This window comes from Bacillus sp. A01H, from assembly GCF_045277205.1.
In the GTDB taxonomy this organism is placed as follows: domain Bacteria; phylum Bacillota; class Bacilli; order Bacillales; family Bacillaceae_G; genus Bacillus_A; species Bacillus_A paranthracis.
Window position 1 is genome coordinate 3484019 of the sequence record NZ_CP117702.1, and the last position, 21871, is coordinate 3505889.

Annotated in this window: 15 protein-coding genes and 1 pseudogene; 5 read left to right on the plus strand and 11 right to left on the minus strand. The window is 35.2% G+C overall.

The genetic code is table 11. From position 1 onward, the window contains the following. Positions 1-294 precede the first annotated feature (294 nt). Positions 295-1386, plus strand: coding sequence for a site-specific integrase (locus PSR14_RS18425; protein ID WP_098487055.1), 1092 nt, complete (start codon positions 295-297; stop codon positions 1384-1386). Here the strand turns inward: PSR14_RS18425 and PSR14_RS18430 are convergent. Continuing rightward, positions 1366-2085, minus strand: a pseudogene (locus PSR14_RS18430) (2Fe-2S iron-sulfur cluster-binding protein); the annotation flags it as partial. The gene PSR14_RS18425 and the pseudogene PSR14_RS18430 overlap by 21 nt on opposite strands. Before the next feature lie 332 nt (positions 2086-2417). Between PSR14_RS18430 and gerSA the strand changes: the two are divergent. Genes gerSA through gerSC form a run of 3 tightly spaced genes read left to right on the plus strand, consistent with a single transcriptional unit; the run spans position 2418 to position 6187 of the window. Next, on the plus strand, positions 2418-3956 hold the full coding sequence (gene gerSA, locus PSR14_RS18435; protein WP_046198274.1) for a spore germination protein GerSA: 1539 nt from the start codon (positions 2418-2420) through the stop codon (positions 3954-3956). Then, on the plus strand, positions 3953-5050 hold the full coding sequence (locus PSR14_RS18440; protein WP_000166500.1) for an endospore germination permease: 1098 nt from the start codon (positions 3953-3955) through the stop codon (positions 5048-5050). Before gerSA ends, PSR14_RS18440 begins: the two co-directional genes overlap by 4 nt. Continuing rightward, complete coding sequence (gene gerSC / locus PSR14_RS18445; RefSeq protein ID WP_001252192.1) at positions 5051-6187, plus strand: spore germination protein GerSC; 1137 nt, start codon at positions 5051-5053, stop codon at positions 6185-6187. Between the two features lie 82 nt (positions 6188-6269). On the opposite strand, the gene PSR14_RS18450 is transcribed toward gerSC, so the two are convergent. The 5 genes from PSR14_RS18450 to PSR14_RS18470 all read right to left on the minus strand — a co-directional run bounded on the left by PSR14_RS18450 (position 6270) and on the right by PSR14_RS18470 (position 12999). Further along, complete coding sequence (locus PSR14_RS18450) at positions 6270-6404, minus strand: hypothetical protein (RefSeq protein ID WP_001116173.1); 135 nt, start codon at positions 6402-6404, stop codon at positions 6270-6272. Between the two features lie 57 nt (positions 6405-6461). Continuing rightward, the gene (locus PSR14_RS18455; RefSeq protein ID WP_000175141.1) at positions 6462-9824 is read right to left on the minus strand and encodes a tubulin-like doman-containing protein; all 3363 of its coding nucleotides are present in this window, start codon (positions 9822-9824) and stop codon (positions 6462-6464) included. Between the two features lie 73 nt (positions 9825-9897). Next, entirely contained in the window at positions 9898-11997 is a 2100-nt protein-coding gene (locus tag PSR14_RS18460) for a vWA domain-containing protein (protein WP_048557176.1), read from the minus strand. Positions 11998-12254: 257 nt separating this feature from the next. Beyond that, positions 12255-12593: a VOC family protein gene (locus PSR14_RS18465; protein ID WP_000693976.1), complete on the minus strand. Its 339-nt coding sequence runs from the start codon at positions 12591-12593 to the stop codon at positions 12255-12257. A gap of 70 nt (positions 12594-12663) precedes the next feature. Next, positions 12664-12999: a hypothetical protein gene (locus PSR14_RS18470; RefSeq protein ID WP_000842897.1), complete on the minus strand. Its 336-nt coding sequence runs from the start codon at positions 12997-12999 to the stop codon at positions 12664-12666. Between the two features lie 134 nt (positions 13000-13133). On the opposite strand from PSR14_RS18470, the gene PSR14_RS18475 reads away from it, so the two are divergent. Then, positions 13134-13529: a hypothetical protein gene (locus tag PSR14_RS18475; RefSeq protein WP_042875367.1), complete on the plus strand. Its 396-nt coding sequence runs from the start codon at positions 13134-13136 to the stop codon at positions 13527-13529. Between the two features lie 41 nt (positions 13530-13570). Here the strand turns inward: PSR14_RS18475 and PSR14_RS18480 are convergent, their stop codons facing one another. The 5 genes from PSR14_RS18480 to PSR14_RS18500 form a co-directional block, all read right to left on the minus strand. Next, positions 13571-14290, minus strand: coding sequence for a class I SAM-dependent methyltransferase (locus PSR14_RS18480; RefSeq protein WP_048557177.1), 720 nt, complete (start codon positions 14288-14290; stop codon positions 13571-13573). Positions 14291-14402: 112 nt separating this feature from the next. Next, positions 14403-16109, minus strand: a complete 1707-nt coding sequence (locus tag PSR14_RS18485; protein ID WP_000728472.1) for a peptide ABC transporter substrate-binding protein — start codon at positions 16107-16109, stop codon at positions 14403-14405. Positions 16110-16414: 305 nt separating this feature from the next. Further along, complete coding sequence (locus PSR14_RS18490) at positions 16415-18121, minus strand: peptide ABC transporter substrate-binding protein (protein WP_000728455.1); 1707 nt, start codon at positions 18119-18121, stop codon at positions 16415-16417. Positions 18122-18497: 376 nt separating this feature from the next. Continuing rightward, positions 18498-20210: a peptide ABC transporter substrate-binding protein gene (locus PSR14_RS18495; RefSeq protein ID WP_000727520.1), complete on the minus strand. Its 1713-nt coding sequence runs from the start codon at positions 20208-20210 to the stop codon at positions 18498-18500. A gap of 347 nt (positions 20211-20557) precedes the next feature. Then, positions 20558-21820: a dicarboxylate/amino acid:cation symporter gene (locus tag PSR14_RS18500; RefSeq protein WP_001223620.1), complete on the minus strand. Its 1263-nt coding sequence runs from the start codon at positions 21818-21820 to the stop codon at positions 20558-20560. Between the last annotated feature and the right edge of the window lie 51 nt (positions 21821-21871).

Here is a 21871-nt window from a genome sequence, read left to right on the forward strand (position 1 = left end):
AACATTAGTATGTAACTATTATTTCACCTTTACTAAGGTGCCCTTTTGATTAGAGCCCCTAACCAAATTCCTCACTATTACTACTCAACTCTCTTTTAAAATATTCATAATATTAAATTCAGTAGAAACGGTAATTTCATTTTTATGTTGGTAATATGTTAGTTGAACTTAAATGGCTCAAGTTAAAGAAAGACGCTCTGTTTATGTTGAGCGCCTTTTCTTTTGGTAACAAACAAGCTATAATTTAATAAATAAATTGAATTATCAATCTTTATATATACAGGAGGATTTTCTATGGTAGTCTACAAAGATAAAGAACGAGGAACATATTTCTTCGTAGTCAGAGTTCGTCAGTTTGATGGTACTCAAAAACAAGTAAAGCGTCGTGGGTTTAAAACAAAAAAAGAAGCACGTGAAGCTGAAGCTAAAATGTTAGTTGAAAAAGAAACAAACTCTAACTTAACATTTGCTCAAGTTGCTGATAGTTATTTTGATTGGTATTGTCAGAGAAGGAAACAGTCTTCGATTAACGCCATAAAAAATGCAATTTATAATCATTTACTAAAAGAATTTGGTAAAATGAAAATTGATACCATTACCGCAAAACATGTAATGAACTATCAAAATAAACTCTTAAATAACTACTCCGCTGATACTCTAAAGCAAATTCATACTATACTATCCGCTATATTCAATTTTGCGATAAAATTTTATGGATTGACTAGCAATCCAGCACGTATTGCAGGAAACTTTGAATTAGAATCAAACAAACGAATGAATTATTGGGAATTCGATGAATTTCAAAGATTCATCGATACTGTAGATGATCTACTTTACAATGCATTTTTTTCGACACTTTATTATAGCGGAGCTAGGAAAGGTGAATTATTAGCTTTAACATGGGCGGATGTTGATTTTGTAGGAAAAACGATTAACATCAACAAAACTGAATACAATCGTCAAGTTACAAAACCAAAGACAAAATCATCCAATAGAATCATCTTATTGCCTACACTTATCATTAATTTATTGAAGAAATTAAAAGAACATGCTACATTAACAGCACCAGTAAAAAACGATTATGTTGTTTTCGGTGAGTTTTATAATAGTATTGCTACCTCCACGCTAGATGAACGATACAAAAAATATGTAGCTACTGCTGGAGTTAAAAAAATTTTACTTCATGAATTTAGACATTCACATGCATCTTATTTAATTAATAAAGGTGTAAGTCCGCTTGTAGTAGCACAACGACTAGGTCATTCTGATGTAGCAACAACTTTGAATACTTATAGTCACTTATATCCGTCAAAACAAGCAGAAGCACTCGCTTTTATAGAAGACGATTTGGCAAAAAAGTTACCAAAGTGCCACCAAGGGCTCTAAAACCCTTGGTATATATGACACCGGATTTAATCCCGTCATAAATCCAGCTTCACCGAGCATCGTTTTCTCCATTAAAGCGTTACAAGGACAAATGGTTACACATTGACCACAACTAACGCATGAAGAATCATTAATATTTACTCCTTCATCCCAAATCACTCGTGGGCGTTCCGCTTCCCAGTCTATCGATAATGTTTCATTTACTTGTAAGTTTTGACACACCTCTACACATTGACCACATGCAATACATTGATTCGGGTCATAACGATAAAACGGATGCGTCATATCAACTTCACTTACATCTACTTTCGGTTCATAAGGATATTTTTGATGTTCAATTTCCATTAATTCTGCTGTATTATGCAGTTTACAGTTCCCATTGTTGTTGTCACATACTGTACAGTATAATAAATGATTTTCTAGTAACCGATCCATCGCCTCTGTTTGTGCTTCTTTCGCACGAGTAGAATTACGTTCAATGTTCATACCTTCTGTCGCTACTGTCGAACAAGAGCGCATTAACTTTCCGTCAACTTCTACAATACAAGTGTCACATGTTTGAATAGGATCTACTTCTGGCACGTAACAAATTTGCGGATGTTCAATCCCGTTCTCATTTATCACACCCAATATCGTTGAACCGGGCTCCGCTGTATACTTTTTTCCGTCAATTGTAATATGAACCATGTTGTTATTCATGGTCTTTCCCCCTTTTTGAGAATAAAAAAACTCCACCACGAAAATATACGCACCACATTTCGGCACGTTATTATCATGGTGGAGTAGTTTATTAGCACATCTTGCTAAAATACCAATCCATTTATTCATAAATAAAACGATAGAGTCATAACAGGTCATATCACGATTCCATCTTTAACACTATAATTATAGCGTTAAAGTTAAAAATATACAATATAAAATTTAAACTACGCATATGTCCGTATGGAACTATCCATAATAACCCATATAAAGTGAAACTTTAATCAGCCCTCACCAATCGGGATAAAACATAACAAGGAGTAAGCAAACAAATGGGGTCTTTTAATAAATGGATTCGTGGTGAAAAATCTTTTTCTAACCAAGAGCAAGCTGATCACACATTAAATAAATCTATTTCTTCTTCCCTTTCCCTTAATTTAAAGCACTTGTCCAAACTGTTTAGCGGTATTCCAGAATTAATAACACGCAATTTTCCATTAAAAAACGGACAGGAAGCTGCACTTATATATATGGAAGGACTTGTAGACAAAACTGTTATTAACGTAAACATCCTTCGTCCTCTCTTATTTAAAGAGTGGAATGAAGACGATTTTTGGGAAGCCTCTGTTTCTATCGGAAATATTAAAAAGATTGAGCAGTGGACAGACATTGAACAATCTCTTTTACACGGCAAAAGTATTTTATTTATAAACGGGCAATTATCCGCTTTAGAGCTTGATACGCAAGCGGCACCAAAAAGGAGCATTGAAGAGCCTACAACAGAGAGCTCCATAAAAAGCTCACACGAAGGATTTAATGAAGTAGCGAGCGACAGCCTTGCACTTATTCGTCGATATATTCCAAATCGCGAATTGAAAGTGAAGGAATTCACTGTTGGTGAACGAGCTACTTCAAAGGTTTTTTTGCTTTATCTAGCAGATGTTGCGGACGAAGATGTCGTAAAAGAAATGGCATCCCGTATCGAATCAGTAAAAGTGGATGCGATTCTTACTACCGGAGAATTAGAAGGATTTGTTGAAGATAATTCCTATACTCTCTTTCCGCAATTATCAATAACTGAACGTCCTGACACAACAGCACATCATATTCTAGATGGGCGAATTGCTGTTGTTGTAGATCGTTCACCAGGCGTATTAATAGGACCAATGACTTTTTCAGCTTTTTTTCAGACGATAGATGATTACAGCTTCAGACCAATGATTCCATCTTTTATACGATTACTTCGTTTCACTGGATTATTTATTGCAATTTTTGCTCCTGCTCTTTATATTGCTATGATTTCCTTTCATTATGAAGTGATTCCACTTAAATTATTGTTAACGATTGGAGAATCTCGAGCTAAAATTCCTTTTCCTCCTATATTAGAAGCACTTTTGATGGAATTAGTACTTGAAATGCTCCGCGAAGCTGCAGTTCGGCTTCCGGGTCCCGTTGGACAAACCATTGGCGTCGTAGGAGGGATTGTCATCGGACAAGCTGCAGTTCAAGCAGGAATAGTAAGTAATGTCATGGTTATCGTCGTATCTATTACTGCAGTCGCTTCTTTCATCATCCCTAATCTAGAAATGTCTGCAGGAATTCGACTTCTTCGCTTCCCAATGATGATAATTGCCTCTTTATTTGGTGTCATTGGCATTATGGTTGGGATGGCAATCATTATTATTCATATACTTTCTATGGAATCTCTCGGTGTTCCTTATGGTAGTCCTTTTTCTCCGTTATTTGCTTCGGATTTAAAAGATATTCTTATACGTTTACCATGGAAAATAATGAAGAAGCGCCCACTATCCCTTAACTTAAAACAAGAGAATCGACAACGCGATATAGAAGGAACGGAGGAAGAGAAGTGACAAAGCGTGCAAAGAGGGAGATTAGTTTATTTCAATACATTTTAACGATTAGTGGTGTTCAAGTAGGATTCGGTGTCCTTACACTTCCTCGTGAAGTTGCACAAGGGGCGAATACAGATGGATGGATTTCTATTATTATTGGATGCGCTATCACTACTTTAGTCAGTCTATGTATTGTAAAAATTATGGAAAAGCATCCTGGGTATACTTTACTTGATGTGCTGACTCGTTATCTTGGGAAGTGGCTAGGAAAATTCGCTATGCTTCTTTGGATTTTATACGCTATACTTGCTGCGGTCTCCTTAATCTTTTCTCTTTTATATGTCATTCACATTTGGATTTTACCTAGAACTCCAATGTTTTTAATTATGATTTTGCTTTCTATTCCAATGCTTATGCTTGCATGTAAAGGTGTACTTATTATTAGTCGCTTTGCCGTTTTCACTGTGCTTTTTACCCTCTGGATACCATTACTATTGTTTATCCCTCTTAAAGATGGTCATTGGATATATCTTCTTCCCTTTCTAAAGGAAGGATGGCTACCAGTTGTAACCACAGTGAAATCAACTATCATTGCGTCTCTCGGATTCGAGTTTGCATTCGTCCTTTATCCCTATCTAACTAACAAATCAGCTGCAAAAAAAGGCATCGTTCTTGCAAATATGATTACGTTATTCGTCTACCTACAAGTTACGTTCGTTTCTTTCGTTTATTTTAGCCCAGATGGTATAACTAAGTTTTTATGGCCGACTCTTTCTCTTATTACACCATTTCACTTTTCATTTCTGGAACGGTTTGAAATTATCTTTTTGTCATTTTACCTCTTCATTATTTTCGATTCGTGCATTCCTTATATTTTTACCGCTTCAGATGGAATCAATCAATTACTTAACAAAAAAGGGAGTTCGTTACCTGTTTGGATTTTATTATTCGGATGCATTTTCGTTCTATTCTTTTATATCCCTTCCTCTTACCAAATAAGTGCGTTGCGAGAATTTTGGGGAGCTGCCAGTTATTTTATCGTTTTTCTATTTCCAGTCGTATTTCTCTTATACATGACACTATATCAGTATTGGGAAAGGAGAAGAGTTTAAATGAGGCGCTTTATTCATTTCACTATACTTTGCTTTCTCATAACCTTTTTAACAGGCTGTGGAGATCGTCTAGACTTAGAAAAACAATCGATTTCATTAATTTACGGCTTTGACGCAAAAGCAAAAGGTAAATTAATTGTGTACCACGTAAACCCTATTTTTAATGAAGATGTGGAGAAAAAGTACGAAACTCATGAAGCGAAAGTACGTACACCCCGAGAAGCAAAAGCAACGTTTAATAGTTCAAGTAGCGGTTTAGTGTCTACAGAAAAGTTACAGCTCATTTTATTTAGCACGAAATTTTTAAAACAAGAAGGTGCTATGCCTTACCTTGATGTTTGGTACCGCGATCCTAAAAATACCGGAAACATGCGCATGGTTGCAGTAGACGGGCCAATTTCTTCTGTTATATATAACAACTTTAAAGATAAACCTGCTCTTCCTGAGTATTTAACAGATTTAATTAATACAAATAAATTATACAATCGGACAGTTTTCACACCATTTCATGAATTTCATAGACAAACGTTTAATAAAGGTATAACACCTGCTATTTCAGAAATAAAAAAAGGAAAAAAAGATGTTATCGTTACAGGCTCTGCACTTTTAACTTCTCGCGGAATTTATAAGATGTCTTTAAATCGCTATGAAAGTGCCCTTCTGCTCATGTTGCAAAAAAAAGCTAATATACCTGTTTCACTTACAATGAAAATCCCTTCGCATTCAGTTGAAAGTAATAGTCATCTAAAAGATACAGAAGGTGAAGATTTCGTATCAATAAACGTTCTTAGCATGAATCGTGATATCCGTACAGGCTATAACGATAACCACTTCAAATTTAATGTTAAAATGGATTTAAAAATTGCCGTATCTGAACTTACATTCAATATGGATATAGATAAAGATAGGAAGAAATTAACTTCTCTTATTACAAAACAACTAAACAAAGATTTGAACAATTTAATCCACAAAATTCAAAAACAACAACTCGATCCATTCGGATTTGGTGATTATGCGAGAGCGTTTCAATATGAAGAATGGAAAAAAGTTGAAGACGCTTGGCCGAGTGTCTTTTCAAAAGCTAACGTGAAAGTAACACCTACGATTAAAATTTTAGAAAATGGGATTATTAAATAGCAAAAAAAACACGCTACTTGCTCTTATACGTTTAAAGAGTAAGTAGCGTGTTATCATTTTTATTTTGAAGCTTCTTATACAGTTACACTTCTGTTTCTTGTTCTTCACTTTCCGCTTGTTCCAATCTTTGCTGCTCCGCAATTTCAGCTGAAATCATCCCATAATAAATTTCTGGATACAATCCAAATATTTGATATACACTTCCTAAAAACGGCATCGGAATCCCTCTTTTCTAAAGTTGTATTGCCACTTTTAAGGATTCCCTTTTCATTCATTATACATTCGTTTTTGGCGTTTCTTCTTCATCATGAACGCTTAATAAATTTTGCCATTTTTTATAAGGCGCACTATTTGGATCTACGTATCCTTTCGCGTACGAACGATCCCACAATTGTTTAATAAACATTTCTTTCTCTTTCTTGGCAACCATATCGGCACCTGTACCGTAATAGTTTTGGAAATATAACTCAATTTCATCAAGGAATAACCTTAATAATTCATCAGAAGTTTCTTCTAACGTTGGATCATATTTCGCTTCACGGTCATACATTAAAATCATATCTAAAATATTATGGACATGCTCTTTACGTAGCCATCTAATATCTTGAGCACCTAATACAAATGGATGTGTATATAAATGCCCACCTTGTATCATCGCCTTTTCTTGTTCTTCTTCAAACCTGGATAAGATGTTTTCATAAATGAACGGATTATGAAGTAACGCTCTGTGCAATTTATAACTTTCGCTTGAAATATTTTTCCCCATCGACTGAATTAAGAAACTACGTCCAACGCCGTTATATTGATACACGAATTGACCATCAACAGCAACTAAACTAATCCAGCGATATATATACGCGTATAGAAGAGCTCGATTACATTTATCATAATCTAACTTCGTTTGCGTTGCATTTAAGTCTGGCATGAATGCTGGTAAGTGCCAATACTTATCTAAATGCGGTGTTAAACTAGATTTTTTACTATTCAACTTGTTTACACGGCGATAGTACGACTGAAAATAATCACCTTTATCATTCATAAATCCATTTGCAATATGTCCAGACGAAAGCTTAGGAAAGTCTTGTAGTGATAAACCGTAATGTGCACGATAACAAATGACTTCAAATGGCGAGAAAGCTTCATTTACTGTATCTTTTTCTTTAAACATTTCTTGCATTAATTCCTCTTGCAGTTCTTTCTTTAAAGATGGGTGTATACCCCAATATTGTAATTCCCTATGATGAGAAACTTTCGGCACGAATGGACTTGCTAAATGGAACAAGTCTTCAATTTTTTCACGAACATATTCATCACGATCACGATTCTTATAATCCGCTTCTTTTCGTAATGCCTCAACGATATTCAGCTCTAATTTATCGCGATAGCGTATTTGTAATTCATCATAGCAATAACTTAGTATGTGCTCACGATAAAAGTCTTCTACCTTTTTCGATTGAATTTCTTCTGTTTTCGCATCCCGGCAATATTCCCCGTATAAGCTCATATAAATTTCTGCTGATATATCTTTCGGTAATACACCTAAATTTAAATGTTGTTGCATATCTTGCCATATCTTTTCTTGTAACTTCTCTTCCGCTAATACGTATACATTCGTTGGGTTTGTTTTCCCTTCAAATTCTTTGCTTCGTTTTTGAATTTCGAACAATAAATTTTCACGTGTTTCATGTAAATTATCAAAAAACCTTTCCCAATATTGAATCATTTTATTAACCGCTTGATATAACGATTGATAAACGAGTTCTAATAGCATTTCTTTACGGTATTCGTTTAATTTGTGTACGTACTGCGTTACAATATCCTCAAATTCCTTTTTAAATAAACGCTGCTGGTTATTAATCATTTTTCCGAACCAACCTTGTTGTTGCGCAATTTCTACTCGACGTACAGCTGTTACCGTTCCATCAATGTTACTCACATTAAATTTCTTATCGTAATTTTGAATTAAATTACGCTTTTGTTCATTATTTTCATGTAGTCGATTCATTTTTTCCACTAACTGCTTTCGAATTTCATACAACATAAAACGAGCTGCTACTGGATGAACTGGATCTGTTTTCTTTAAAAACCATGTATTTAATTGATATGACTGGCCTTCAGAACCACTTGGTGAAAAACGGTCTGATTCAATCATGTCATATAAAAGTGTCGTTACATGTTCATGTACACGGCTCGGAATCGCATACGCATATAAACGAACCGCATGATCGACCCTTGCTACTTCACCTTTCATTTGTTCCGTCATTTTTAGCTTCGCAGCCGAAATTTTACACTCATGCTGCAGACGATTTAATTCCTCGTCTTTTTGTACCGTACGCTGTACATAACTCTCTACAGCTTCTAAAAACAGTTTAGATTTCGCAACACCAACCTTGCCGCCTTCTGCTCCTTCACGCGTTTCATTGTACATTTGTCTATAGAAAATATGAGCCTGCTCTGGACGAGTAGCAAGATGTTCTAAATCTTCTAAATAACTTTTCCCGCGCTCTGGCTTTTCACGCTGCATACCACGTTTTACATCTTGGTCATATCTATGCTTCTTCTCTTGAAACAATTGATCTAAATGAAGCCACGATTCATCTAAACCTTGCACGGCCCATTTTAAAGCACAATATTTTAACACATGCTCATATGGATAAATAATCTTTGCCGTTCCGGCCCCGCAATATCGCCCTTTCCCGCTTGATTCTGCTAATTGCTGAATTTGATTATCTTCCTGTGCAAAATGATTTGCAGACATCGGACTAAATAATTGTAAATAAATCGTATTTGCCATTTGCTCCATATAATCTGATAAATTATGCAGATGGTGTCCATGTAAATTTTCGTAATCGTATAAAAAACAATAATTGTACGGTAAATGGTGTTGTTTAATCGTGTGATTTGTTCTCCCATCCTCATCTACTTGATCCGGTCGATACTCTAATTCAATCGTAACCCCGCCGCGTTTGGATAGTTCTCCTGTAGAACCGAGCGTAATGGCATGTAATTCTTTTAACGAGGCATAGCCGTTTGCTTGCACCGTTTCAAACTCTTTCGCACTAACTGTTCTCGTCTTCACTAACACATCCGGCATTAGAAACGCACCACGTATTAAAATGTTGTGATGTTGCAGTTTTTTTCGAAGCATTTCACGTAAATATAATGCAATTTGTAGAAACATTCCTGAACCTGTTCCGCCCGCTAGTGATGTTACGATAATGACACGTACTCCATATTCCGTTTGATCGCTTGTAACTGGAAAAATCTTCTCGATTTCTTGCCAAAAGGACGTTAATTTATCTTCTTTCATCGCAGCACGTAACGCTAAACGGGAAATGACGCGTAACTGTCCTGCTCCTTCTGTTAATGGTTTATCAAGTATAGTTGGATCCATCGGAAACCACTCTGGAATCGTCGGATCTCCCGCAATATACTCCCTAGGTGTTTTACTAGAGCTCGTTTGCGTCTTAAACTTTCGAATATGATCGAATTTACTCAATGTATTCACATCTGTATCAAATACGTGCATTGCTACTTTTTTCCGACGCTCCTCAGGTAGTCTTTCATATATTTGATGTGTCACAGTACTACCGATTCCACCTAAACCAATTAATATTGTTGGAACTTGTAACGTCATGTGAACCACCTTCCTATTCTTGCTTGTTTGAAAAAAGGAGGGAAAAATAATACTCTCCTCTTTTCCTCATCTACTATTCACACTCGTATTTGTAAATCTCCTTACCATATCCTCTATCAATTACTAAAAGTTCATTTGGATATAGTGTCTTATGTTCCATGCCAACCTCATCCTCTGTTATAAACATCCCATCAATAATCATTCCTACTACTTGTGACTCTTTCGCTACAAATATCGATTTCGATCCTTTCTTTGCTATAAACGTAACGGATTGCACAGTCTTTCTTTCTGCTCTATACGGAATACCAAAATAATGTTTCCACCATTTATTTTTGAGTAACTCTGGCTCAGATTGATATAACCAATCTTTCGCTACCTCTTGATCCCATTCGTAATACAATAATGCTTTCCGGTGAAATCTTGGACGGACAATCCATCCTAAAACGATTATTCCTACTATTAACAGTAATAAAGTGATAGGAATAACAAACTTAAAAATAAGCGCATACTTTTCATAAAACGGCGCATTTTGAATATGGAGTGTTATATCTTTCTTTACTTTTGGTAATTTTGAATCCTGCACTACGATGGTAGCTTCTACGGTGCCGGTATCTGTAAAATTGAACGTGTCGGAGTAATGCGGTCGAGGATAAATGTAAATTTGATTACCATGCTGTTTTATTTCATAGTTGATTGATTGTTTAGATGTGACACCAGTAGATTTTAATAGTTTTTTTACAGCCTCTTCTGTCATCGGCTTATCATCTAACTGTGGTTGTATAATAAATGGTTTACTATTCTCTAAATTTGTTACTTTTTCTTCATAATCTTTCGTGACAGTTTGAAGTGATAATTTAGGCTTTTTCGTTGTTTCGATTTTAAATTCTTTCGTCTGTCTGTAAAACCCCTTTATGTTCATATGAACTTTCCCGCGTACTAATCCTTTAGTAAGCTTCGTTTCGTAATAAAATACATGTCTTTTATCGTCCCACTTCATCGCATATTGCTTCCCGTCTATTTCTACTTCGGCCTGAAAGTAAGAAGACTGAACTGGCAACTCAGTAGGTTTTGCTTCAATAACAGCTGTCACATCTTCATACATTTCCTCAACATTTTTTCTATCCTTATCCTCTTTGTCATAAGTAGAAACAGTATAATTAAGTGCCGGTTCGACTAGTACTTGTAACCCTTCTTTCTCAATATCCTGGTCCACTTCTATCGTATAAGTTCCTGGTTTAATAACTTCCTCATTTTCCGTACTTATATGAACTATATTTCCGAACAATTTCGCTTCGCCTGGTGCATGTATAGAAAAAGAAGATTGTAATTGTAATGGTTTAGAAATTTGTGTGACCTGATAATCGGGCAGAGAAGGCGATTGTCGCACAAGCGTCATACGCTTTAACGGAAATGGTGTTGTAATCTCTACTTTCTTCCCTACTACTTTCGTTTTTACAATCGATTCAACAGAGGAGAACGGATCACGATTTGCAACTAATGCCGCCACTTGATTGACGCTTTTTACAATACCATCCTCTCCACTAGATGGCATCGTAACTCCATTTATCTCTTTCTTCCATATTTCTTTAAACGTATTTAGTTGTGCCTTTTCTTGCTGTCCTAAATCCTCTTCCATCGTAATTAAAATTGGATGTAACGATATCTTTTTTGCATCCATTTCTTTCTTAAACTGTACTAACTTCTGTGTAATTTGTTCTTTTCCGCCAATCTTATCTTTCTCTAAATCATTAAATGCCCCGTCAGTTAAGACAATAAGCCAAAATTCACGTTTCCCATCTATATCTGCTTCCTTTTTTATAGATTGCATCGCCGTTTCTACTGCGCTAAACGGAGTATTTAAATACGTTTTCCACGCTCCAATTCCCTCAATTTCCGTTTGTCTCTTATCCTTCGTTAACGAAATGTTTAATGGATCATTCGGCTTGCTCATTGGAACGTAAGAAAATGTATCTTTTTCATCTAATAGCGCAACTAAACTTTGCAAAGCATAATTGGCATATTTCCAGCGATCGTTATTTCTCATGCTGCCCGAATCATCATATACAAGTGAAACGACCCTTTCCTTTGCCTCCTCTCCTTTTGCAAAAGTCCAAAAAGGATGTAACCATATAAATAGAAACAACATGAATGTGGCACAAATTCGAATTTTCATGATGAGGCTTCGCCACCTTTGTAGACAAATTCCTATGTTTAAATTTATGAGAGGATACAAGATATATGACTTGTATTTTAGGACAACGAACGTAGCATAACTTTATTATGTAAACAGTTATAAAAACTGAATATGATTCCTTCTAGCGTTTTCTATCCGATCATATAAGTAAAAAAGCCTGTTTAAGCTCTACACTTAAAACAGACTTTTCCTACTTTTTATTTTAAAAACACATAACAAAAAGTTTGATTTTTGACTTAACACATCACTTCTATTGTAAATCCACCAGGTGCTTCAACGTAAAACGTATACGCATGTGCACGTTTAGGAGCCTCAACCAAAAATCCATCTTCCTTCAATCTTTGATTTATCTTATCTACTTGTTCTTCACTTTCTTGTGGAAATCCTACATGAAATGTTTTTGGATACTGAACTTCTTTTCCTTTCATTAAAGTTAGTATAAATCCATCATTATCACGCATAACTGCAAAGCCATTTCCCCTTGTTCCGCTACAAGTTAAGCCAAAATACTTTTCTAAAAACTCGCTCGCAGCTACTACATCTGCAACTGTTAAATTAAGATGTTTAATTTTCAAACCATCAACACCTTTCTTAATTTTCTAACATTTTATCATAAAATTAAAAAACACGCCTTCACAGCGTGTTTCATTTCTTCACATACACTTCAACAATCGGATTATCTTTATGATCCGCATGTAAGCGTATATTCTCTTCACTTGTACGATAAATGCCAGCTAATAACATAATCGTTAACACGTTAGGAGTTTTTGCATCACTCCCGTATTTCCTTTCCAGCGCTTCCTTATATTCAAAATCCAAATCCCCCTGCACATATGTATACACTTCAAAACCATCTTCTAAATTGCAAACTACTGTATCAATAATATCTGCCCCTACTTGCTTTTTCATTTCCTCTCGCAATGCTTCAATAAATTCTTCCCACGGTACTTCGTATGTCTGAAACTGATCTGTAGATTTCATGCCTTTTCCTCCTTATATATCCTCTTCCTATATTTCCCCTTTCCTATAACAATTATGATAGTTAGGACATTCGTACAAGCCGCACTTGTCCCCCTTACATATCGTATTACTGTAATGGGGAAGGAGGAATGAATATGCATAGACAAAAATGTTATGATACATGCCGACGTTACTTCGGAAAAGTGGTTCGGATTGAAGACCGTGATGGCCGTATACATTTAGGTAAAATAATCGATGTGACACAAAGCTCTGTATGGATTGAACCGGTGCAACAGCGCTCATCTTTTGATTCAGGATTCGGATACTATGACGCTTATGCAAATGGTGGTTGCGACCTTTGCGGCGGCCTTAGCAGATGTGATAGTTGTGGATTTGGTTGTGGTGGTGGATTCAGCGGCTGTGGATGTGGTGGTCGTGGTTGTAGTAATTGTGGTTGCGGCGGCTGGGGAGGCGGCGGTTGTGGCTGGGGTGTTGAACTCGGATTTGGTTTCATCTTCGGAATTACATTAGCTGCATTATTTTTCATTTAACATAAGTAAAGAGTTGACTATCTTTAGCCAACTCTTTTTCTTTATTTTTCACATATAAAAATACGATGACCTAAAATATGTTGGTACATAATTCGTACATTTTCATGTTGCACCCATGCCTCATATAACTCATTCGGAATAAATTGTGATACATTCCATTCTGGCTCTTCTATATAGCTAGAGATTGTTTCTGCAATTGTACCACCGCCAGCAATAGTAACCCGCCGAAAATTTGCTTTCTGAAATAATTGTACCCACTCGCTCTCAGTTAATAGTTCTTTCATCCCGTATAATTGAGCGATTTTTTCTTCCTCTCCCTTATCAATGTGCCTATCAATAATCATTTCAATGACAACAAGCTTACCGTCTTTCTGTAATACACGATAGCACTCTGAAATAACCTTTTCTTTTTCTGTAAAAGCGAGTATCGATTCTCCGAGTACGAACTCAAATGAGTCATGTAAACAAGGTAATTGCTCTACATTTCCTTCAATTAATTGAATGTCTAGTCCTTCAAACAACCATCTATCTTTCGCCTTTTGAATCATAATTTCATTCTTTTCAACCGCCGTTACTTTATAACCACACTCTTTTGTCATATACGCTGCTGTTTTCCCCGTACCGCAGCCGAGTTCAAGGACATTTGCTCCATATCTAAAAGGCAATTGTGCTAACAGTTGTTTTGTTAACGTAAAACCACCAGGATGAGCACTCCCTATTCCATAATAAGCTAGGAAATCGATGTATGTGTTTCGTTTCATAAAATTCTCCTTTAAATTTTCTATAATACATATATTCACCCATCCATAATTAGTGCACATAAAAAAGCATTCCCAAGTGCGATACCGCAACTTGAAAATGCTCTTCTCTTTTTTATTTCTCTTCAATATACGCCCATTTAAAGCTATATTCCGGACTAATATTATGTTTCACAATTCCCTTTACATTCGGTTTCATAACATATGATTTAGCACTTTGATATAAAGGTACAAGTGCTACATCTTCCTCAAGTAACAATTTCTCTGCCTTCCCTAATTCTGTCCAACGTTTTTTTGCATCAGCCATCCATTCTGTCTTACTTTTATTAATAACGTCATCATATTTTGAATTTGAGTAGCTCATCTGGTTTTGCGAATTTTTTGTTTCAAACATATCAAGGTATGTCATTGGATCCGCATAATCTGGATTCCAGCCACCATATGAAAAATCATAATCTTGGTCTGATTCTAATTTTAGTTTTTGCTTAAATGGTTGCAACTTAATATTTACTGTCACACCTTTTAAATTCTTTTCAACTTGATCTTTTACATACTCCCCAACTTTTTTCGCATTACCAGTATCATAATTTAAAAGTTCAATTGTCACTTGATCTTTTCCAAGTTCTTTTTTCGCTTCTTCCCATGCTGCTGCTGCCTTTTTGGAGTCTTGTTTTAAACCATTCTTAAACGTTTCTGCGAAATCTTTACCGTCTGGTCCACTTGCTAAACCTTTTGGTACTAAGTAATCCACTGGTTTTGAACCATCATTTAAAATAACATTCGTTAAAGCTTTCTTATCAATTGATAATGCAATTGCTTCACGTAGTTTTTTGCTCTTTAACGGTGTATCTTGCCCACCACGTTTTTGATTTAGACGTAAGTAAAACGTACTTGTTTCCGAATAGGCCCCAAACTCTTCTTTATTATTTCTATACTTATCCACGAATTCACCTGATAATAGCGCGAAATCAATTGCACCTGTATCAAATAAGTTTACTCTTGTAGCTACTTCTTTTACTACACTATAATTGATTTCTTCTAGTTTGACAGTCTTTTTGTCCCAATACTGCTCATTTTTCTTTAATTTCCAACCTTGCTCATGCTTCCAATCAGTAAGCACAAATGGACCATTATAAAGTGTTGTATCAGACTCTAAACCAAATTTATTCCCTTTTTCTTTCACGAACTTTTCATTTAATGGATAGTATGACGCAAATGCCATTAAGTTCAAGAAATATGGTACTGGTCTTTCTAGTTCTACTTCAAGCGTATAATCATCTACCGCTTTTACACCTAATGTCGAAACTTCTCCTTTTCCTTGATTAATCGCTTCTGCATTTTTAAGATAGTAAGCAATAAATGCATACTCAGCAGCTGTTTTTGGATCTACTAGACGTTGCCATGCAAATACGAAATCTTTCGCTGTTACAGGATCACCATTTGACCATTTTGCATCTTTCCGTAATTTAAATGTATACTTTTTGCCATCCTCGCTTTTTGTGCTAGATTCCGCTACAGCTGGGATTGGCTTATTATCTTTATCTAATCGATATAAACCTTCCATTGTATTCCCTAAAATTTGTGAGCCAAGTGTATCTGTATTTTTTGAAGTATCCATCGTCGGAATTTCATTCGTTTCTGTACGATTTAGCACTTGCTTTGCCGCATATTTAATATCAGATTTCTTCTCTTCTCCACCATTATTAGATGTCGTTGTCGTTTTCTTCTCCCCACCTGAAGATCCAGAACACGCTGTTAACGCCATACTCATCGCTAAAACTGGTGCTACAACCGCCGTAAACTTTTTCATCTTTTTCTTCATTCTTGTACCCTCCCCAATTTATATGTACGAAACTAACTTTGAGAGATTTCTAATTTAAATTATCAGAAAATTATTACTAATTATTATTCTACTAATTTCCCTTGGAATGTAAAGTGTTTTTAAAATATTCATAATAATTAATTTATTTACTTCGATAACAATCTATTACTACTATACGAATTCTCCCCCATCTACTATATGTAAGTACCACTTTTCTTATTCTTCTCTATCTATTTAAATTTAATTGGATAGCAAAAGAGCGTTTTAAAAAAATAAATAATATATTTTTCAAACGCTCTTTTTTCTTATTTCCCTTCCGTTACATACGCCCACTTAAAGCTATATTCTGGACTAATATTGTGTTTCACAATTCCTTTAACAGTCGGTTTCATTACATACGCTCTTCCTGTTTGATATAAAGGAACTAGCCCAGCATCTTCTTCAAGGAATAGTTTTTCAGCTTTTCCTAACGTTTCCCAACGTTTCTTCGCATCACCCATTAATTCATTACCTGCTTTTTGTACCATTTCGTCGTATTTTGCATTTGAATAACTCATTTGGTTATATGGACTCTTCGATTCAAACATATCAATAAATGTCATTGGATCCGCATAGTCTGGACTCCAACCTGCATAAGAAATTTCATAATCTTGTGCAGTCTCTAATTTTAATTTTTGTTTGAACGGCTGAATTTTTGTATTAATTGTTACACCTTTTAAATTTTTCTCAATTTGATCTTTAACATAATCAGCAATCTTTTTCGCAGTTCCATCATCATAGCTTAGTAATTCAATTGTCACTTGATCTTTTCCAAGTTCTTTTTTCGCTGCTTCCCAAGCTGCTGCACCTTTTTTCGGATCATATTTCAGGCCATTTTTAAATGTATCTTGGTAATCTTTACCGTCTGGTCCTGTCGCAAGTCCTTTTGGTACTAATTGATCTGTTGCTTTTGAACCATTATTTAAAATAACGTTTGCCAGTCCTTTTTTATCAACCGATAATGCAATTGCTTCACGAAGCTTTTTGCTCTTTAACGGCGTATCTTGTCCGTTACGCTTTTGATTTAAACGTAAGAAGAATGTACTTGATTCTGCATACTCGCCATATTCTTCTTTGTTCGATTTATATTTATCTACAAACTCTCCTGATAGTAGTGTGAAATCAATTGACCCTGTATCATATAAGTTTACTTTCGTCGCAACTTCTTTCACTACACTATAGTTAATTTCTTCTAATTTTACAGTCTTCTTATCCCAATACTTATCATTTTTCTTTAGCTGCCATCCTTGTTCATGTTTCCATGAAGACATCACGAACGGCCCGTTATACACCGTTGTATCTGCTTCTAAACCGTACTTATCGCCTTTTTCTTTTACGAATTTTTCATTTAACGGATAGTATGACGGGAATGCTAGTAAATTCAAGAAATATGGTACTGGCTTTTCCAATTCTACCTCTAGTGTATAATCATCTACTGCTTTTGCCCCCAAATCTGTTAGAGGTTTTTCACCTTTATTAATTGCTTCTGCGTTTTTAATATAGTAAGCAATAAATGCGTATTCTGACGCTGTATTTTTATCAAGTAAGCGCTGCCATGCAAATACGAAATCTTTCGCTGTTACAGGATCACCATTCGACCATTTTGCATCTTTACGTAATTTAAATGTATATTTTTTTCCATCCTCGCTTTTCGTACTAGATTCTGCAGCAGCTGGGATTGGCTTATTATCTTTATCAAGACGATATAATCCTTCCATCGTGTTCCCTAAAATTTGTGACCCTAACGTATCAGTAGATTTAGACGTATCCATCGTCGGAATTTCTTGATTCTCTGTACGATTTAATACTTGTTTTGCTGCGTATTTAATTTCGGATTTGTTCTCTTCCCCACCACCATTAGACGTCGTAGTTGTTTTCTTCTCCCCACCAGATCCAGAACAAGCTGTCAACGCCATACTCATCGCTAAAACTGGCGCTACAACCGCCGTGAACTTCTTCATCTTTTTCTTCATTTTTGTACCCTCCCCAATTATATGTACGAAGCTAATTTTGAGAGATTTTCTAATGTTTATTTATCAGAAAATTCTTATTAATTAATATTCTACTAATTTTTCCGGTTTTGTAAAGTTATTTTTAAAATATTCTAAAAATTTTTTTTTTGTGATAGTAACGAGTATTCTTTACAATTATCACGATACAAGTTCTTTCCTACATCTATCTATTTATTCGCATGTATTCTCATAATAAAAGAGCATTCCAAAAGTAAATAGTCTACTTTTAGAATGCTCTATCATTTTATCTTTCTATAGTGGATAATGAGATTCTCACTACAAAATAAGCTAAGAAACCTATATACATCCACTTAAATATAGCCTCACTGCTTAAAAATTATTTTCCATCTTTTTCAGTCATGTACGCCCACTTGAAGCTATACTCTGGGCTAATGTTATGGTGAACGATGCCTTTTGCATTTGGTTTTTGAACGTATGCATCACCACGTTGGTATAAAGGTACAAGTGCTACATCTTGCTCAAGAAGTAATTTCTCAGCTTTTCCTAGCTCTTCCCAACGTTTCTTCGCATCACCCATTAATTCTCCGCCAGCTTTTTTGATCATATCATCATATTTCGGATCAGCGAAGCTCATTTGGTTATGAGAATGATTAGACTGGAACATATCTAAGAATGTCATTGGGTCAGCGTAGTCAGGTCCCCAACCAGCATATGATAAATCATAATCTTGCTCTGTTTCTAATTTCAGCTTTTGTTTGAATGGCTGAAGTTTAATATTAACAGTTACACCTTTTAAGTTTTTCTCAATTTGATCTTTTACATATTCCCCAACTTTTTTCGCATTACCAGTGTCATAGTTTAATAGCTCAATTGTAACTTGGTCTTTTCCAAGTTCTTTTTTCGCTTCATCCCATGCAGCTGCTGCTTTTTTTGCATCTGGTTTAATACCGTTTTTAAATGTTTCTTGGAAGTCTTTACCGTCTGGTCCAGTTGCTAATCCTTTCGGTACTAAGAAGTCCGCAGGTTTAGATCCATCATTCAAAATAACGTTTGATAGATTTTTCTTATCGATTGAAAGTGCGATGGCTTCACGTAATTTTTGGCTCTTTAACGGTGTATCTTGTCCGCCACGTTTTTGGTTCATACGTAAGAAGTAAGTACTTACTTGTGAGTATGTACCAAACTCTTCTTTATTATTTCTATACTTATCAACGAATTCACCTGATAATAGCGCAAAATCAATTGCATTTGTATCATATAAGTTTACTCTTGTAGCAACTTCTTTTACTACACTATAGTTGATTTCATCTAGTTTTACAGTCTTTTTATCCCAATATTGATCGTTTTTCTTTAGTTTCCAGCCTTGCTCATGCTTCCAATCAGTAAGTACGAACGGTCCGTTATATACTGTTGTGTCAGACTCTAAACCGAATTTATCTCCTTTTTCTTTTACGAATTTCTCATTTAATGGATAGTAAGATGGGAATGCTACTAAGTTTAAGAAATATGGTACTGCTTGTTCTAATTCAACTTCTAAAGTAAGGTCGTCTACTGCCTTTACTCCTAATTCTGCTACAGGTTTTTCACCTTTATTAACCGCTTCTGCATTTTTAATTGGGAATGCGATAAATGCATACTCGGCGGCTGTTTTTGGATCTAATAGACGTTGCCAAGCATATACGAAATCTTTTGCTGTTACAGGATCACCATTTGACCATTTTGCATCTTTACGTAGTTTAAATGTATATTTTTTACCATCCTCACTCTTCGTGCTTGATTCTGCCGCAGCTGGGATTGGTTTGTTATCTTTATCTAATCGATATAAACCTTCCATTGTGTTCCCTAAAATTTGAGAACCTAATGTATCTGTATTTTTAGAAGTATCCATTGTTGGAATCTCATTTGTTTCAGTACGATTTAGTACTTGTTTCGCTGCTAATTTTTCTTCTGATTTGCTATCTCCGCCAGAGCTAGAATTTGTGCTTGTCTTCTTATCTCCACCTGATGTAGAACATGCTGTTAATGCCATACTCATTGCTAAAACTGGTGCTACAACTGCTGTTAGTTTTTTCATTTTTTTCTTTTTCACTTTCTGTACCCTCCCTAATTCTTAACGCTCTCATTTAAGAATTTTCTGATAATTCTGTTTTTCTTTATATATTTATCAGAAGATTCTTATTAACTATTATTCTACTAATTTTTCGAGTTTTGTAAAGTGTTATTATTGAAAATTTTTAAAAAATTATTTTATTACAGTAATATTCATAAAAATTCCATAATCTTTCGAAACACTATGCCTTATTGAATCTTATGTATTGATTTAATAGTCTTTATATCCTTCCACTATAAAAAACCTGTAAATTATTGTTAATAAATAATGTATATCGTAACAAACCTCTTTTCTACAAAAATAAAAAAGTCAGCAAAGCTGACTTTTTATCCGGCCATTTTCTCTTTTTTCATTTCCTCTATTACTCTCGTATACTTCTCTTCATCAAATTCATTTTCACTTTTTGCAACAACTACAGTCGCAATACCGTTACCAATTAAATTAACGATAGCACGTGCTTCTGACATGAAACGATCTACACCAAGTAATAGCGCTAACCCTTCTAATGGAATAACATTCATCGCAGATAAAGTAGACGCTAGTACAATAAAGCCTCCACCTGTTACTGCGGCTGCTCCTTTAGATGTAACTAACAAAATAGCTATTATCGTTAATTGTTGACCTAGTGAAAGATCGACGTGAAAGACTTGTGCTAAAAATATAGTGGCCATCGATAAATAAATTGTTGTTCCATCTAAATTAAAAGAGTACCCCGTCGGAATGACTAAACCTACTACCGGCTTCGAACATCCGAAGTCTTCCATCTTTGTCATCATTCGCGGTAATACTGATTCTGATGATGATGTCCCAAGAACAATAAGTAATTCTTCTTTAATATGCGCTAAATATTTCCACAAACTAAATTTATAAAATTTACAAATGAAATTTAAAACAATAAAAACAAATAATGCCATTGTTGCATATACACAAATCATTAATTTACCAAGTGGAATAAGTGTACTTAAACCATATTTACCAATTGTAAACGCCATCCCGCCGAATGCTCCAATTGGTGCTAATTTCATTACAATTGATAAAATGTTAAAAAATACTTTCGATAATCTTTCAAAAAAGTCGATTACCGGTTGTCCATTTTTCCCTAACATCGTTAACCCTGCACCGAATAAAATGGAGAAAAACAAAACTTGTAAAATATCACCTTTTGCAAATGCTTCAAACATGTTAGACGGCACAATATGTAAAAAGAAATCCATCCATTTCATTTCTTGCCCGCTTTGTACATATTGTGAAACATCTCCGCCTTTTAGTTTTGAGGGATCTAATCCGTCTCCTGGACGCACAACATTCGCTACAATGATACCAATTATTAAAGCCGCTGTTGTAACAATTTCAAAATATAATAGTGCCTTCCCGCCAACACGGCCTACCTTTTTCATACTTCCCATGCTTGCAATACCAAGCACAATTGTTAAAAAGATAATCGGTGCAATAACCATTTTAATCATATTGATGAACGTTTCACCAATTGGCTTCATCTCTTGTCCAACACTCGGCCAAATCGCTCCTACTGCAATACCACAAATAATGGCCACAATAACTTGAAATGTTAAATTCTTTACAATTCTCATTTTTAATACTCCCTTATTTTTTCATTTCTCCCAAACTATTTTCATCAATAA